The following is a 16,105-nucleotide window of genomic DNA, read 5'->3' on the forward strand; positions in this document are numbered from 1 at the left end:
ACGCGATGCACCGGCGCTCGAAGCTCGCGCCCGCCCCCCCCGAGCGGGCGACTATAACAAACAAAACGGGGAGCCGAAGCTCCCCGTCCCGTTGCGTTGCGGCGCGGCGCCGCGCCGTCCGTCGGTTACTTGTAGACGGCGGGATCCGGGCTCGACGTCGGATTCGCGAGCACGCGCTTCAGTTGCGGGCTCATCGGCACGTTCATCGTGACGCCCTTCGGCGGGATCGGCTTCAGGAACCACTTGTCGTAGAGGGCCGCCATCGCCGGGCTCGTGTAGAGCTTCGCCGTCGCGCCGTCGACGACCTTGCGGAAGCCGGCGTCGCCGCGCGGCATCATCGCGCCGTAGGGCTCGACCGAGTACGCCTCGCTGCCGACGACGAAGTCGCCCGGGGCCTTCGACGTCGCGACCAGGCCGTAGAGCAGGATGTCGTCCATGAAGAACGCGACGGCGCGGCCGGTCTCGACCATCAGGAACGCCTCGGCGTGATCCTTCGCGGTCAGGATCGACATGCCCATGTTCTGCTTCGCGTTCTCCTCGGTGAGCCACTTGAGGTTCGTGGTGCCGGACGTCGAGACCACCGTCTTGCCCTTGAGGTCCGCGAGCGACTTGATGTTCGACGACTTCTTCGCGACGTAGCGGTTCGCGGTCACGAAGTAGGTGTTGGTGAAGCCGACCTGCTCCTGGCGCGCGGCGTTGTTGGTGGTCGAACCGCACTCGAGGTCGATCGTGCCGTTGGCGATCAGCGGGATGCGGGTCGCCGAGGTGACCGGGTTCAGCGCGACCTTGAGGTTCGGCATCTTGAGTTCGGCCTTGATCGCGTCGACGACGTGCATGCAGATGTCGATCGAGTAGCCGACGACATGTTGCTTGTCGTCGTAGTACGAGAACGGGATCGAGCTGTCGCGGTGGCCGATGGTGATGGTGCCGCTGTCCTTGATCTTCTTCAGCGTCGGCGAATCCTGCGCGAGCGCGGGCGCCGCGAGCGTCGCCGCCATCAGCAAGGCGAGGGAATGCTTGAGCATTGCGGTTCCTCCGGGGCTTGTTTCGGGATCGTCGGCGGCCGGGAGGGCCGCGCGAAACCTGTTGAGTTTACAGGAGAATGCCGCCGCTGTCCATGGCGTCGGCGGACCTCAGGGGCCGCCGGCCGGATGGCGCGCCCAGGCAGCCGCACAGGCCCGGGCCAGCGCCTCGGTCGGGTCGATCCAGGGAATGCCCGGCACGGCACCCGCCGCCGCGAGGCCGGGCGGCACCTCGGTGCAACCCAGCACGACTGCCCGGGCACCGTCGAGTTCGAGCGACGCCATCGCCCGGGCGAATCGGGCGCCGCCATCGGCCAGCCGCCCCCCCTTGACGGCGGCGACTCCCTCGACCACCGCGCGGGCATCGTCGCCCTTCGGCACGATCGACCCGTACCCGGCGCGCTCCAGCCGCGACGAGAACAACCCGATCGCGTGCGTCGCCTCGGTCGCGACGATGCCGACCGCGCCACCTTCGGGCACGATCGCCCTGACCTCGTCGATTGCCGTATCAGCGATGTGGAGGAACGGCACGTCGATTCCCGCCACGAGTTCGTCGTACCAGGCGTGCGCGGTGTTGCAGGGCATCGCGAGCAGCGTGGCCCCGGCCGCGAGCAGCCGGTCGCGCGCGTCGCGCATCGCGGGCAGCGGCGATGGCCCGTCGCCCAGGATCGCCGGAACGCGCGGCGGGATCTGCGGGATCGAGGCGACCACCACCGGCACGTGATCGGTGTCGCCCCGCGCCGGCGTCACGGCCACGAGCTTCGCGAGGAAGTCGACCGTCGCGAGCGGTCCCATGCCGCCAAGCACGCCGAGCAGGAACCGGGGGGACGGACTTGTCAAAGGGGTGAGACTCGATTGTCTTGGAGCGGGAGCCGGGCGATCAATCGAGTCTGACCCCGTTGATCAGCGCACCGGCGGGCGCGGCTCGGTCAGGTTCTCCGGCGACAGGATGCGGTCGAGGTCGTCCTTCGAGATCCACCCCTTCTCGAGCACGAGTTCGACGACGCCGCGGCCGCTGGCGTGCGCCTCCTTCGCGAGCGCGCTCGACTTCTCGTAGCCGATGTAGGGGTTGAGCGCGGTGACGATGCCGATCGTCTGTCGCACCGTCTCCTCCAGGCGTGCGCGATTCGCGGTGATGCCGACGACGCATTGCCGCGCGAGCACGATGCAGGCCTGCCTCAGGTGCGGGATGCTGCGGAACAGGCTGTAGGCGATCACCGGCTCGAACGCGTTCAACTGGAGCTGGCCGCCCTCCGCCGCCATCGTCACCGTCATGTCGTTGCCGATCACCTCGAAGGCGACCTGGTTCACGACCTCGGGTATCACCGGATTCACCTTGCCCGGCATGATCGAGCTGCCCGCCTGCACCGCCGGCAGGTTGATCTCGCCCAGGCCCGCGCGCGGTCCCGACGAGAGCAGCCGCAGGTCGTTGCAGGTCTTCGAGAGCTTCACCGCGATGCGCTTCAGCACCCCGGAGAGCTGCACGAACGCGCCGCAGTCCTGCGTCGCCTCGACGAGGTTCTCCGCGGTCTTGACCTGCACCCCCGAGAGCGCGACCAGGTGCTTGCACGCGAGCGGCGCGTAGCCCGGATGCGAGTTGATGCCGGTGCCGATCGCGGTCGCGCCGAGGTTGATCTCCTCGATCAGCGCGCCCGCCTCGACCAGGCGCTGCTGGTCCTCGCCCAGCATCACCGCGAAGGTCGAGAACTCCTGCCCGAGCGTCATCGGCACCGCGTCCTGGAGCTGCGTGCGGCCGACCTTGAGGATGTCGCGGAATTCGTGCGCTTTCGCGGCGAACGCGCGCTTCAACTCCTCCATCGCCGCGATCAGGTCGACGATCGCGAAGCGCGCCGCCAGCCGGACCGCGGTCGGGTACACGTCGTTGGTGCTCTGCCCCATGTTGACGTGCTCGATCGGGTGCAGGAACGCGTAGTCGCCCTTCTTCCGCCCGGCGAGTTCGAGCGCGCGGTTGGCGATCACCTCGTTCGCGTTCATGTTGGTCGACGTGCCCGCGCCGCCCTGGATCTGGTCGACGACGAACTCGCCGTGCAGCGCGCCCGCGGCGATCTCGCGGCACGCGGCGATGATGAGCTTCGCCTTGTCCTCGCCGAGCAGGCCGAGTTCGTAGTTGGTCTGCGCCGCCGCGTGCTTGACGAGCGCGAGGGCGCGCACCAGTTCCGGCCACAATCCGACCGCGCGCATCGTGATCGGAAAGTTCTCGACGGCGCGCAAGGTGTGCACGCCCCAGTACGCGTTCGCGGGGATCTCGCGATCGCCGATGAGGTCGTGCTCGACGCGGACGTCGCCCTTCGCGGCTGCTGTCATGGCTGCCCCTTGCCGATGCGATGCGCCGGACTCTACACCGGCCACCCCGGGGGCGCCATGCGCGACGCCGCAATCCGCGCAGGTATGATCGCGCGATGGACGACACGCGGCTCGCCCCGGTCCTCCGCTGCTCCGGGCTGCGGGCGATCGAGGCGCGCCACGCGGACGCCGGACTCATGGAGCGTGCCGGCCTCGCGGCGACCGGCGTCGCCCGCGCGATGCTCGCCGCCTCCGCCGGAGGGCGCGTCGTCGTGCTCGCCGGGCCGGGCAACAACGGCGGCGACGGCTTCGTCGTGGCGCGCGAACTCGCGCGCGCGTTCTTCGACGTCGAGGTGGTCTTCGCGCACGATCCCGCCGTGCTGCCGCCCGATGCGCGCGCCGCGCACGGGGCGTTCGTCGCGGGCGGCGGCCGGACCGTCGCGCAGCCGCGCGCGGGCGCTCCCTCGCTCGTCGTCGACGCGCTCTACGGCATCGGCCTCTCGCGATCGATCGGCGGCAACGACGCCGCGCTCGTCGCATGGGCCAACGCAGCGCGCGCTCCGGTCCTCGCGCTCGATGTCCCGAGCGGCGTGGGCGCGGACACCGGCACGGTGCACGAGCCCGCGATCCGCGCGCGCGCGACCGCGACGTTCATCGCGTTCAAGCCGGGGCTTCTCACCGGCGAGGGGCTCGACGCGGCGGGCGAGGTTTCACTGCACATGCTCGGCCTCGATGCCGCGCTCGCGACGGCCGAGGGCCGGCGTCTCGACTGGCGCACGCTCGACGCGATGCGCCCCGACGCGCTTCGACGCGACCGGCGCAACGTCCACAAGGGCACGTTCGGCGCGCTCGCGATCGTCGGCGGCGCCGACGGCATGACCGGCGCGCCGCTGCTCGCGGGCCGGGCGGCGGTGCGCACCGGCGCGGGCAAGGTGCGGGTGGGATTCATCGGCGCGGCGCATCCCGCGGTCGATCCACTCGCGCCGGAGCTGATGCTGGGCGAGGCCGCCGCCGCGCTCGACGGCGCCGACGCGATCGTCGCGGGACCGGGCATGGGCGCCGGCGCCGCGGCGGCGGAAGCCCTCGGCCGCGCGCTCGGCGCGCAGGTGCCGCTCGTGCTCGACGCCGACGCGCTCAATCTGATCGCTCGTTCCGACGCGCTGCGCGCGAACGTGGCGGCGCGCGGCGCCGCGACGCTCGCGACGCCCCATCCGGCGGAAGCCGCACGCCTGCTCGGCGTCGCCGTGGCCGAGGTCGAGCGCGATCGCGTCGCCTCGGCGCATGCGCTGTCGCGCCTGCTGCGCGCGCATGTCGTCCTCAAGGGCGCGGGCAGCGTGCTCGCGCATCCGGACGGGAGGTTCGACCTGAACGCGAGCGGCAATCCGGCGCTCGCGACCGCCGGTTCGGGCGACGTGCTCGCCGGGATGCTGGGCGCGATGCTCGCGCAGGGACTCGATGCGTCGGCCGCGCTGCGCTATGCGGTGTGCCTGCACGGCGCCGCCGCGGACGATCTCGTCGCGCGCGGCGTCGGGCCGATCGGCCTCGCCGCCTCGGAGATCGCGGACGCGACGCGCTCGCTCCTCAACGCCCGCCCGATCGGCGCGGCCTGACCTTCGGGACTGCGGCGATGGCTCCGTCCGACGAACCGGCAGCCGCTCCGTTCGGACGCTTCCTCGATGCGTCGCCCGGCGCCGACGCGCCGCTGCGCGCGGCGATCGCGCGCGGCTGCCGGCCGAGCGAACCCGACGCCGTCGCCGCCATCCTCGACGAATCGCGGTTGCCGCCACCGCTGGCCGAGCGTGCGCGCGCCCTCGCGCTGCGTCTCGCGCGGAACCTGCGCGAGCGCGACGCGGGTGCCGGCCGCGAGGGTCGGGTCCAGCGCCTGCTGCAGGAGTACGCGCTCTCGTCGCAGGAAGGCATCGCGCTCATGTGCCTCGCCGAGGCGCTGCTGCGCATTCCCGATGCCCCGACCCGCGACGCGCTGATCCGCGACAAGATCGCGCGCGGCGACTGGGACGCGCACCTCGGGCGCAGCGCGTCGATGTTCGTGAACGCGGCGACCTGGGGTCTCCTCCTCACCGGCAAGCTCGTCGCCACGCACAGCGAGCCCGGCCTCTCGTCGGCCGTCGGGCGGCTGGTGGCCTCGGGCGGCGAGCCGCTGATCCGCCGGGGCATGGACCTCGCGATGCGGATGATGGGCGAGCAGTTCGTCACCGGCCAGACGATCGCCGAAGCGCTCGCGAACGCGCGCGTGCGCGAGGCGCAGGGCTACCGCTACTCGTTCGACATGCTGGGCGAGGCGGCGCTGACCGCCGAGGATGCGCGGCGCTACCGCCGCGCCTACGAGGACGCGATTGAGGCGATCGGGGCGGCGTCGGGCGGTCGCGGTGTGCTCGACGGCCCGGGCATCTCGATCAAGCTCTCCGCGCTGCACCCGCGCTACGCCCGCTCGCAGCACGACCGGGTGATCGCCGAACTCGCGCCCGCGCTCGTCGACCTCTGCGCGCGCGCGAAGCACCACGACATCGGACTCAACATCGACGCGGAGGAGGCCGACCGCCTCGACCTCTCGCTCGACCTCCTCGAACGCCTCGCGTTCGAGCGCGCGCTGCGCGCCTGGAACGGCCTCGGCTTCGTGATCCAGGCCTACCAGAAGCGCTGCCCCGCCGTCGTCGATCACGTGATCGACCTCGCGCGGCGGAGCGGACGCCGGCTGATGATCCGGCTCGTCAAGGGCGCGTACTGGGACTCGGAGATCAAGCGCGCGCAGGTCGACGGCCTGGACGGCTATCCGGTCTACACGCGCAAGCCGCACACCGACGCATCCTATCTCGCATGCGCGCGCCGCCTGCTCGCCGCGCCCGACGCGGTGTATCCGCAGTTCGCGACCCACAACGCGCACACGCTCGCGGCGATCTTCGAACTCGCCGATCCTGCGCGCTACCGGAGCGGCCAGTACGAGTTCCAGTGTCTGCACGGGATGGGCGAGCCGCTCTACGAACAGGTCGTGGGCGCGACGCCCGCGGGCGGACTCGCTCGCCCCTGCCGCATCTACGCGCCGGTCGGCACGCACGAGACGCTGCTCGCCTACCTCGTACGGCGCCTGCTGGAGAACGGCGCCAACACCTCGTTCGTCCACCGCATCGCGGACCCGGCGATCCCGCTCGGCGACCTGGTGCGCGATCCGGTCGAGGTGATCGACGCGCAGGCCCGTGCCGAAGGCCGTGCGGGCTTGCCGCACCCCGCGATCCCGCTGCCGCGCGACCTCTACGGCGATGCGCGACGCAATTCGGCGGGCGTCGACCTCGCGAGCGAACCGGCGCTGCGCTACCTCGCGCGCGCGCTCCAGGCGTACAACGCGGAACGCTTCGAAGCCTCGCCGCTCCTCGCGGTCGGCGCGGACGGCGGTCCGGTCCGATTCGTGCGCTCTCCTGCGAACACCGCCGACATCGTCGGCGAAGCGCGCGACGCGACGCCAGCCGACGTCGAGCACGCACTCGCCTGCGCGGTGGCGGGTGCCGCCGACTGGGCCGCCGTGTCCCCTGCAGAGCGTGCACGCATCCTCGACGCGGCGGCCGAGCGGATGGAGACGGCGCGTCCGCGATTCGTCGCGCTCCTCGTGCGCGAGGCCGGCAAGACCGCGGGCAACGCGATCGCCGAGGTGCGCGAGACCGTGGATTTCCTGCGCTACTACGCCGCGCAGGTTCGCGCGCACTTCGACGCCTCGACCCACCGCCCGCTCGGGACCGTGCTCGCCATCAGTCCGTGGAACTTTCCGCTCGCGATCTTCACCGGGCAGGTGTCCGCGGCGCTCGCCGCCGGCAACGCCGTGCTCGCGAAGCCGGCCGAGCAGACGCCGCTCGTCGCCGCGGAAGCGGTCCGCGTGCTGCACGCCGCCGGCGTGCCGCGCGCCGCGCTCCAGCTCGTCCCCGGCGCCGGCGAGGTCGTCGGCGCGAGGCTCGCGGGCGACGCGCGCGTGCGCGGCATCCTCTTCACCGGCTCGACGGCGGTCGCGCGGGCGCTGCAGCGATCGCTCGTCGGACGCTTCGACGCGCACGGCCGGCCGGTGCCTCTCGTGGCCGAGACCGGCGGCCAGAACGCGATGATCGTCGACTCGTCCGCGTTGCCCGAGCAGGTGGTCGCCGACGTTCTCGCCTCGGCGTTCGACAGCGCGGGACAACGCTGTTCGGCGCTGCGCGTGCTGTGCGTCCAGGAGGAATCGGCCGACCGTATCGTCGCGATGCTCGAAGGCGCGATGGCGGAACTGCGCATCGGGAATCCCGACCGGCTCTCGACCGACGTCGGCCCGGTCATCGACGAGGAGGCGCGAGCGGGCATCGAGCGTCACGTCGACGCGATGCGCGCGGCGGGCCGGCGCGTGCGCCGGGCCCCCGACGGCGACGCGGGCCTCGTGTCGCGCGGGACCTTCGTCGCGCCGACGGTGATCGAGATCGCGAGCCTCGCCGAACTCGAAGGCGAGGTGTTCGGCCCGGTGCTGCACGTCCGCCGCTACCGGCGCGAGGACCTCGACGCGCTCGTCGCCGAGATCAACGCCACCGGCTACGGACTCACGCTGGGCCTGCACACGCGCATCGACGAGACGATCGCGAAGGTGACGGACGCTGCGCACGCGGGCAACGTGTACGTGAACCGCAACATGGTCGGCGCGGTCGTCGGCGTCCAGCCGTTCGGCGGCGAAGGGCTCTCGGGCACCGGGCCGAAGGCCGGCGGGCCGCTGTACCTGCTGCGGCTCCTCGCCGAGCGCCCGGACGATGCGCTCGCGCGCGCCTTCGACGCCGAGGGCGCGAATCCCGGTTTGCGAGCCGCATCCGGCCCGCTCGCGACGCTGATGTCATGGGCGCGGGAACGCGCGGGCCCGCTCGCGCCGACCTGCGCGCGCATGGCGGACCTCGCGCCTTCGTCGACGGCGCTCGTGCTCGCCGGCCCCACCGGCGAGCGCAACACCTGGCGCGTCGTCCCCCGCCGTGGCGTGCTGTGTCTCGCGCACGACGACGATGATCGCCTCGTGCAACTGGCGGCGGTGCTCGCGGTCGGCGCCCGGGCGCTGTGGCCGACCGAGGCTCGGGCGTTGCACGAGGCCCTGCCCGAAGACCTGCAGCGGCACATCGCCACGGTCAGCGGACCCGACGCGGCCGGCGCGCCTCTCGATCTCGTGCTGCTGCACGGCAGCGTCGACGAACTCGCCGCCGTGCAGCGGAAGCTCGCGGAGCGCGCGGGCCCGGTCGTCGGCGTCGAGCGGTTCGAGCCGGGCGACACCCGCGTCCCGCTCGAGCGCCTCGTCATCGAGCGCGCGCTCTCCGTCAACACCGCCGCCGCGGGCGGCAACGCCACGCTGATGACGATCGGCTGAGCGCGCCCCGGCGCGGCGTGCCGCGCCCGGATCAGGGGATGAGCAGCGTCGCCCCGGTCGTCGCGCGTCCCTGCAACGCGCGATGCGCGTCCGCGGCCTGCGCGAGCGGGAACGTCTGGTGGATCTCCGCGCGAATCCTGCCCGCGAGCATCAGGTCGAACATCTCCTTCGCCATCGCGAGGAGTTCCGCACGGGTCGCCGCGTAGCTGAAGAGCGTCGGTCGCGTCACGTAGAGCGAACCGCGCTGCGCGAGCATCTGCAGGTCGAACGGCGGCACCGGTCCCGACGACGCGCCGAACAGCACCCACAGGCCGCGCGGCGCGAGGCATTCGAGCGACATGGGGAACGTGTCCTTGCCGACGCCGTCGTAGACGACCGGAACGCCCTTGCCGCCGGTCAGCGCCTTCACGCGCTCGACGACATTCTCGCGCGTGTAGACGATCGTGTGCGTGCAGCCGTGCTCGCGCGCCATCGCGGCCTTCGCATCGGTCGACACGGTACCGATCATCGTGACGCCGAGCGCCTTCGCCCACTGGCACGCGATCAGTCCGACGCCGCCCGCCGCGGCGTGGAAGACGATGGTGTCGCCCGCCTGCAGGCGCTTCGTCTGCCGGAACAGGTACTGGACGGTGAGCCCTTTCAGCATCATCGCCGCAGCGTCGCGGTCGGAGACACCGTCGGGCAGCGGGACCAGCCGGTCGACCGGCATCACGCGCGCCTCGCTGTACGCGCCGATCGGACCGGTGCCGTAGGCGACGCGCTGGCCGACCGCGAGGCCCTGCACGTCCGGCCCGAGCGCCTCGATGACGCCGGCCGCCTCCTGTCCCAGGCCCGACGGCAAGGTCAGCTTGTAGGCGCCGGAGCGGTGGTAGGTGTCGAGGTAGTTGAGGCCGATCGCGGTGTGGCGCACGCGCGCCTCGCCGGGGCCGGGTTCGCCGACGGCGACGGTTTCGAAGGCGAGCACTTCCGGCCCGCCGGTGGCATGGAAACGAATGGCTCGGGTCATGCGGAATTCCCGTGGTGCATTGGACATCAGGACGCCAGCAGACGAAAGGTCGCGAAGCCGGCGAAGGTGAGGAGGAGCGAACCGGCGAGATGCGCGAACGCGAGCGCCGCGGCCGGCGCGACCTCGCCGCGCATCAGGAGTTCGACCACCTCGGCGGAGAAGGTCGAGAACGTCGTGAGCCCGCCCAGGAGGCCGGTTACCGCGAAGAGGCGCCATTCGGGCGCGAGGTCGGCACGCGCGACGAAGAACGCGACGCAGAATCCGACCAGGTAGCCGCCGGCGAGGTTCGCCGCGAGCGTGCCGAGCGGAAACGACGGCACGCGCGGATTGAGCCACGCCGACAGGCCCCAGCGCAGCCAGGCGCCGAGCGCGGCGCCTAACCCGACGGCGGCGAACCCGGCGATCATCGGGCCATGCGCGCGTCGCGCAGGTCCTCTTTCCACGCCGCGACCAGCGCGTCGATCTCGGCGGAGGGGTCGTGCGCGCGCGGGAACGCGCGATGCGCGCGGCGGTACCAGTACCGGGCGTTCGGGAGGTCGCCTTCGAGCAGGTGCACGATCCCGTGTGCCCAGCAGCCGAACTCGGTGGCGTCGTTCTGCACGACGTCGTGCGCCTTGCGCCAGTTGCCCTTCTCGAGGTGCCGGATCGCCGTGTTGAGCGTCATGCCTGCCCCCTCCCCCGTTCGTTCCAACCCGCCGCGGCGTCAGCTCACATGGTACCCGCCGTCGACCGGCAGCAGTACCCCGGTGACGAAGGCAGCCGCCGGCGAGGCCAGGAACACCGCGGCACCCGCGATGTCGGAGGGCTCCGCCCACCGCGCCATCGGCGTGCGCGCGACGATCGCCGCGCTGCGCCACGTGTCGTCCTGGAGCGCGCTCGTGAGCGCGGTGCGCACCCAGCCGGGCGCGAGCGCGTTGACGCGGATCCCCTCGGGCGCCCAGGCGATCGCGAGCGAGCGCGTGAGTTGCGCCACGCCCCCCTTCGACGCCGCGTAGCCGGGCACCCGCGCACCGCCGAAGATCGACAGGATCGACGCGATGTTGACGACCGATCCCCGCGCCGCGGCGAGTTTCGCCCGGGCATGAGCGCAGCAGCGCATCGTGCCGGTCAGGTTGATCGCGACGGTGTCGGCGAACACCTCGGGATCGTGCTCGCTGTCGCGGCGGATGACCCCCGCGGCGTTCACGAGCACATCGATGTAAGGGAGCGCCCCGACGAGGTCGCGGACCGCGGCATCGTCGCGCACGTCGAGCACGCGCGCGTCGCGAAGGCGCGAACCGGGACGCGCGCGCGCCGACTCCACCTCGCCCGCGGTGGCGCCGGTCACCGTGACATCCGCGCCGAGCGCGGCGAACGCGTCGGCGATCGCCTCGCCGATGCCGCTCGTGCCTCCGGTCACGAGCACCGTACGGCCCGCGAAGAGGCCGTCGCGAAAACTGCCGGTCACCGCCTCGGTCATGCCGCGCGCCGCAGCAATGCGTCGACCTCGTGCGGCCGCGGCAGCGGTTCGACCGCGCCGTAGCCGGTGGTCGCGATCGCCGCGGCGGCGTTCGCGTACCGGGCCGCATCGACCGGCGCCGCTCCGGCGGCGAGCCGCGCGAGGAACGCGCCGTCGAAGCAATCGCCCGCGCCGGTCGCGTCGACCGCATCGACGCGATGAGCGGCGATCGCGACGCGCGCGCGGCCGTCGTCGATCGTGCAGCCATCCGCGCCGCGCTTGTAGACGATGCCCTTCGCGCCCGCGCGCCGGCAGGCGTCGATCACCGCGTCGGGCTCGCCGGTGCCGAACATCCACTCGGCGTCCTCGCGCGACGGCAGGCACCAGTCGCACGCGGCCATCGTCGCGAGCGCGACCGCGCGCGCACGATCGCGCGGCCAGAGCTTCGGGCGCAGGTTCGGGTCGTAGCTCACCTTCGCGCCCGCCTCGCGCGCCGCGGCGATCGCGGCGAACACCGCGTCGCAGGCGGAGGTCGAGATCGCCTGGCTGATTCCCGACACGTGCAGCGTGCGCGATGCGCGAATCACCTCGCGCGGCAGCGTCGCGGGCGCCATCCGGCTCGCCGCGGAGCCCGCACGCAGGTACGAGAACGCGTGGCCCGCGGGACCATGGGTCACGAAGTAGACGGCCGTCGGTGCGTCCGGATCGGTCGCCACGCCGTCCTGCGCCACGCCCTCGGCACGCCACAGCGCGCGGAACATCGCGCCGAACGCGTCGTCGCCCAGGCGCGTGACGTAGGCCACGCGCGCGCCGAGCCGCGCGGCGGCGATCGCCATGTTCGACGTGTCGCCGCCGAAGCCCTGCCGCCAGACGTGCGCATCCGCGCCGCGCGCCTGGTTGAACTCCACCATCGGCTCGCCGAGCGCGCAGAGGTCGAAGCGCCCCACGGTGCGCGTCATGACCGGAAGGTCCTGGCCGGGCGCGAGGCCGCGGACACGAACGCGCCGACGGTCGCGCTCGACGCGCACGTGGTTCGACAACCCATGCCTGTTCCCCCGCTCCCGTACCGATCGCGCGTGCCCACCGGACCGCGCGTGGCAACCATCAAGGTGCGCTTCCCGCTTCGCGCGCGGGCAACCCCGCGAAGCCGCGAGCATACGCCCGCGCCGCCTCGCGCACCGCCTCGGCGCCCGCGCCGGGCTTGTACAGGTTCGATCCGGTGCCGAATCCGTCCGCGCCCGCCTCCCACCACGGCGCGAGATTGTCCGGCCGCATGCCGCCGACCGCGAACACGAGCGTCGCCTTCGGCAGCACCGCCCGCCATGCCTTGAGCGCGGAGGGCGCGAGCCCCTCCGCCGGGAACAACTTGAGTGCGTCGGCGCCCGCGGAAAGCGCCCCGAACGCCTCGGTCGGCGTCGCGACGCCGGGAATGCACACGAGCCCGAGGCGCTTCGCCTCGCGAATCACCGCGGGGTCCGCGTGCGGCATCACGATGAGCCGCCCACCCGCGTCGCGCACGCGCGCGACGTCGGCGGGATCGATCACCGTTCCGGCGCCGACGAGACAGGTCGCGCCGCACCGTGCCGACAGCGCACGGATGCTGTCGAACGGCTGCGGCGAGTTGAGCGTCACCTCGAGAACGCGGAAGCCCGCGCCGGTGAGCGCGTCGGCGACGCCGGGCACTTCCGGGGGCGAGATGCCGCGCAGCACCGCGACGAGCGGCAGCGGCGAGAGGCAATCGGCGAGCTTCATCGATGCTCCGGTGCGAGACGCCCGGCGGCCCGGGCGATACGGTAGAGGCCGGTGGCGGCCGCCTCGGCGGGTCCGCGTTCGGCGGCGACGTCCGCGGCCGCGAGCGCGGTCAGGTAGCGTTCGGCGAGCGCGTCGCTCCCCACCACCAGGACGCGCGCGGCATCGTCGCCGGCGAGTTGGGCCCAGACGCGACCGGCGCGGACCTCGCGGCCGATGAGAAGCCCCGACAGCCAGTCGCGAATCGAGTCGGGTTCGAGTTCACCTGAGAGGGCGAGCGTGCGCGCGCCGAAGATGTCGTGCAGCGTCTGGCCCGAACCGAGGCCGCGCTCGACGCCGCGCAGGAACGCGGGGCCGGGCGTACCCTCCCGCGCCGGCGTCGCGAGCCGCCCGAGGATCGTGTGGCCGACGAGCGCGTCGTAGAGTTCGCCGGTCAGGTAGGTCGAGAAGTCGAGCACGACGCCGCGTTCGACCCGCGCCCACTTGCTGTGCGAGCCGGGCAGCACCACGAGCGTGCGGGGCGCGTCGATCGGCACCGCGCCGAAGATCTGGGTCTCCTCGCCACGCATCACGTCCGGGAGCCCGGACCCGTCGCGCGTCGACAACCCAGGAACGATCGCGAGCGCGGCGCCCTCGACCTCAACGAATCCGCGCGACAACGCTTCGAGCGAGGCCGGGCACGGCAGGTACGGAGCCTCGCGCCAGCCCTGCCGGCTGCCGATCATCCCGCAGGCGAGCCGCGGTGCGCGCTCGTCGCTCCAGTCACCGGTGAGCTGCGCCAGTGCCTGCGGGAACGTGGCACCGCCCAGGCGCTGCACGCCGAGGTCGCCGCTGCGGGTGTCGAGGACGCGGCCGGTCGCGTCGATCCGGAACGCGCGGGCGCGGGTGGTGCCCCAGTCGAGGGCGATCAAGGCGGCGGAAGACATGCGGGCGATGCCGCTGACGCTCGGGATGCGGCGCCCGGCAGACCCCGATGGTCGTCCCGACCGCCGGAACGGTCAAGAGGTCAGGCCAGTTCGGTCGGCGCGCGCGGGCGTTCCCAGCGATCGGCCGCCTCGTCGTCGGACGCACGCGCCTCGACCCAGCGCTCGCCTTCCGGCGTGCGCTCCTTCTTCCAGAACGGCGCGCGGGTCTTCAGGTAGTCCATCACGAAGCGGCAGGCGTCGAACGCCTCGCCGCGATGCGCGGCGGTCACCGCGACCAGCACGATCGGGTCGCCCGGCGCGAGCGTCCCGACACGATGGATCACGAGAATGCGCCGGACTGAAAAGCGCGCGTGCGCCTCGTCGACGATGGCTTCGAGCGCCTTCTCGGTCATGCCCGGGTAGTGCTCGAGCGTCAGCGCGCCGACGGCATCGCCCTCGTTCACGTCGCGCACGGTGCCGGTGAAGGTCACGACCGCGCCGACGTCGAGATCGTCCGCCCGCAGGCGATCGGCCTCCGCCTGCGCGTCGAACGGCCCGGACTGGATGCGCACGCGCACGGTCAGCCTCCGGTCACCGGAGGAAAGAACGCGACTTCGTCGCCGGGCGCGACGCGCGTCGCCTCGCCCGCGAGTTCGTGGTTCACCGCGGCGCGCACCGCGCGACCCTCGGCGAGTTCGCTCGCGTACGCACCGCCGCGCGCGCGCAGGCGTTCGCGGATCGCGCCGACGGTCGTCGGGCCGGCGACTTCGAACCGCTCGTGCGACGCGCCGAACGCGTCGCGCAGCCGCGCCAGGAACACGAGGGTCACGACAGAGGTGGCGAGGGTGGGGGAATCATGCATGGTTCTGGCGCTCGGACGGGTGGCCGACATCGGGACCGGATGCTGCTCGGCGGATGAATGCGCGACCGGCGCTGCGACGTTCGCGTTGCAACGCGCCGCCATGGCGTCAGTGTACCGCCGCGCTCGCGCCGCGGCGAACGTCGGGCGTCAGAAGCGGAACTGCACGCCCAGGCGGACCTGGTCGTTGTCCGGCAGCGTGCTGCCGAAGCTGTCGAACGCGAACCGCCCGAACCGCGTGTACTCGAGATTCACGCCGAGCGTGCGCGTCATGTCGTAGCGCAGCCCCAGGCCGTAGTTCACGCCGTCGCGGACGAGTCTCGCATCGGGATAGGCGACGAGCGTCGTCGCACCGGATCCCGCCGGCTCGTTCTGCGCGTAGCCGACCCGGCCGTAGAGCGCGAACGAGCGCAGGAACGTGTAGCTGCCGAACACATCGAGGTTGTAGGCGGCCTGCGGGGCGAGGTCGTGACCGCCGAGCGTGAGACCGACGCCGGTCGGCGTCGACGCGCTGAACGGCCGCAGCGCGTAGCTCTCGCTTCGAGCGAATGCGGCTTCGACCGCGAGGTCGTTGTTCCAGCGGTAGCCGCCGAAGATCTGACGCGTCGTCGCCTCGTCCATCCCGGGAGTGCGGAGCCCACGGCTTCCCGATCCGTCGAGCGACACTCCGGTCGATCGCGCGCCATCCTGCAGGACGATGCCGCCGTAGAAGCCGGCAAAGGTTGATGCGCCGGCCGCGGGCAGGGCCAACCCGGAGGCCGCTCCCGCCAGCACGATGCCCACAAGTGTCTGAATCTTCATGACTTGTCGTCAGGCCGCCCGATCCGATCCCCCGGTCGCGGACCGAGGCATGCCTTCCTTCGTCCGCGCTGCGCCCTGCAAGTTCACCCTACCCCTCGCCTGCGGCGCTCGTCAATCGTCCCAGGGGGCCGGCCGGGCGTGGGCCAGGATGAACGTTGCGATTTCGTCGCAGGCGTCGAGCCGGAACCACGGTCGAGACCCTGCCGACGGCATGGGATCGGCGTCCGAGGCGATGGCGAGGATGTGGGGATCGTCGCCATGGAGCCAGGGTTTGGCGAGCCCGGCCCGGTGAATCTCGAGCTTGGGCAGCCGTGCCGACTTGAATCCTTCGACCAGCACGAGATCGCAGGGCGACAGGCGCATCAGCGCCTCGCCGAGCGACAGTTGCTGTTCGCCGCGAAGTTCGCGCATCAGCGCCCAGCGCCACGTGGAGGTGACGAGGACCTCCGAGCAACCCGCCGCCCGATGGCGGAAGCTGTCCTTGCCCGGCTGGTCGACGTCGAACTCGTGGTGCGCGTGCTTGATGAGCGACACCGCGAGTCCGCGGGCGACGAGCCGCGGGATGACCTGTTCGATCAGCGTGGTCTTGCCGCTGCCGGACCACCCGGCGAAGCCGAACGCGCGCATTGCGGGCGCAGTCAGCGGCCGGC

15 protein-coding genes are annotated in these 16,105 nt (G+C 72.5%); 1 reads left to right on the forward strand and 14 read right to left on the reverse strand.

Annotated elements, in window-relative coordinates; all coding sequences use genetic code 11:
- Positions 1-125 precede the first annotated feature (125 nt).
- The 3 genes from HS109_06115 to aspA all read right to left on the reverse strand — a co-directional run bounded on the left by HS109_06115 (position 126) and on the right by aspA (position 3,347).
- Positions 126-1,025, reverse strand: coding sequence for an amino acid ABC transporter substrate-binding protein (locus tag HS109_06115; GenBank protein ID MBE7521945.1), 900 nt, complete (start codon positions 1,023-1,025; stop codon positions 126-128).
- A gap of 108 nt (positions 1,026-1,133) precedes the next feature.
- Complete coding sequence (locus HS109_06120; protein ID MBE7521946.1) at positions 1,134-1,817, reverse strand: aspartate/glutamate racemase family protein; 684 nt, start codon at positions 1,815-1,817, stop codon at positions 1,134-1,136.
- A 108-nt stretch (positions 1,818-1,925) separates the two neighbouring features.
- The gene (gene aspA, locus HS109_06125) at positions 1,926-3,347 is read right to left on the reverse strand and encodes an aspartate ammonia-lyase (protein ID MBE7521947.1); all 1,422 of its coding nucleotides are present in this window, start codon (positions 3,345-3,347) and stop codon (positions 1,926-1,928) included.
- A 517-nt stretch (positions 3,348-3,864) separates the two neighbouring features.
- On the opposite strand from aspA, the gene putA reads away from it, so the two are divergent.
- The gene (gene putA, locus HS109_06130; GenBank protein ID MBE7521948.1) at positions 3,865-8,697 is read left to right on the forward strand and encodes a trifunctional transcriptional regulator/proline dehydrogenase/L-glutamate gamma-semialdehyde dehydrogenase; all 4,833 of its coding nucleotides are present in this window, start codon (positions 3,865-3,867) and stop codon (positions 8,695-8,697) included.
- Between the two features lie 31 nt (positions 8,698-8,728).
- On the opposite strand, the gene HS109_06135 is transcribed toward putA, so the two are convergent.
- The 11 genes from HS109_06135 to mobB form a co-directional block, all read right to left on the reverse strand.
- The gene (locus tag HS109_06135; GenBank protein MBE7521949.1) at positions 8,729-9,703 is read right to left on the reverse strand and encodes a quinone oxidoreductase; all 975 of its coding nucleotides are present in this window, start codon (positions 9,701-9,703) and stop codon (positions 8,729-8,731) included.
- Positions 9,704-9,729: 26 nt separating this feature from the next.
- Positions 9,730-10,110 (reverse strand): fluoride efflux transporter CrcB, encoded by a 381-nt coding sequence (gene crcB, locus HS109_06140; GenBank protein MBE7521950.1) that lies wholly within the window; start codon positions 10,108-10,110, stop codon positions 9,730-9,732.
- Positions 10,107-10,367 (reverse strand): hypothetical protein, encoded by a 261-nt coding sequence (locus HS109_06145; GenBank protein MBE7521951.1) that lies wholly within the window; start codon positions 10,365-10,367, stop codon positions 10,107-10,109. Before HS109_06145 ends, crcB begins: the two co-directional genes overlap by 4 nt.
- 39 nt (positions 10,368-10,406) lie before the next feature.
- Positions 10,407-11,162 carry an SDR family oxidoreductase gene (locus HS109_06150; protein MBE7521952.1) on the reverse strand — a complete coding sequence of 252 codons (756 nt, stop codon included), beginning with the start codon at positions 11,160-11,162 and terminating at the stop codon, positions 10,407-10,409.
- Positions 11,159-12,088 (reverse strand): sugar kinase, encoded by a 930-nt coding sequence (locus HS109_06155; GenBank protein ID MBE7521953.1) that lies wholly within the window; start codon positions 12,086-12,088, stop codon positions 11,159-11,161. Before HS109_06155 ends, HS109_06150 begins: the two co-directional genes overlap by 4 nt.
- Positions 12,089-12,245: 157 nt before the next feature.
- The gene (locus HS109_06160; protein ID MBE7521954.1) at positions 12,246-12,893 is read right to left on the reverse strand and encodes a 2-dehydro-3-deoxy-6-phosphogalactonate aldolase; all 648 of its coding nucleotides are present in this window, start codon (positions 12,891-12,893) and stop codon (positions 12,246-12,248) included.
- Positions 12,890-13,816 carry a 2-dehydro-3-deoxygalactonokinase gene (locus HS109_06165; protein MBE7521955.1) on the reverse strand — a complete coding sequence of 309 codons (927 nt, stop codon included), beginning with the start codon at positions 13,814-13,816 and terminating at the stop codon, positions 12,890-12,892. Before HS109_06165 ends, HS109_06160 begins: the two co-directional genes overlap by 4 nt.
- A gap of 80 nt (positions 13,817-13,896) precedes the next feature.
- Positions 13,897-14,373 (reverse strand): molybdopterin synthase catalytic subunit MoaE, encoded by a 477-nt coding sequence (moaE, locus tag HS109_06170; protein ID MBE7521956.1) that lies wholly within the window; start codon positions 14,371-14,373, stop codon positions 13,897-13,899.
- 2 nt (positions 14,374-14,375) lie between these two features.
- Positions 14,376-14,657 carry a MoaD/ThiS family protein gene (locus HS109_06175; GenBank protein ID MBE7521957.1) on the reverse strand — a complete coding sequence of 94 codons (282 nt, stop codon included), beginning with the start codon at positions 14,655-14,657 and terminating at the stop codon, positions 14,376-14,378.
- A gap of 147 nt (positions 14,658-14,804) precedes the next feature.
- Entirely contained in the window at positions 14,805-15,455 is a 651-nt protein-coding gene (locus HS109_06180) for a porin family protein (GenBank protein ID MBE7521958.1), read from the reverse strand.
- 111 nt (positions 15,456-15,566) lie between these two features.
- On the reverse strand, positions 15,567-16,082 hold the full coding sequence (gene mobB, locus HS109_06185) for a molybdopterin-guanine dinucleotide biosynthesis protein B (protein MBE7521959.1): 516 nt from the start codon (positions 16,080-16,082) through the stop codon (positions 15,567-15,569).
- Positions 16,083-16,105: the final 23 nt, after the last annotated feature.

The sequence above is a fragment of the Burkholderiales bacterium genome (genome assembly GCA_015075645.1).
Classification (GTDB): Bacteria; Pseudomonadota; Gammaproteobacteria; order Burkholderiales; family Casimicrobiaceae; genus VBCG01.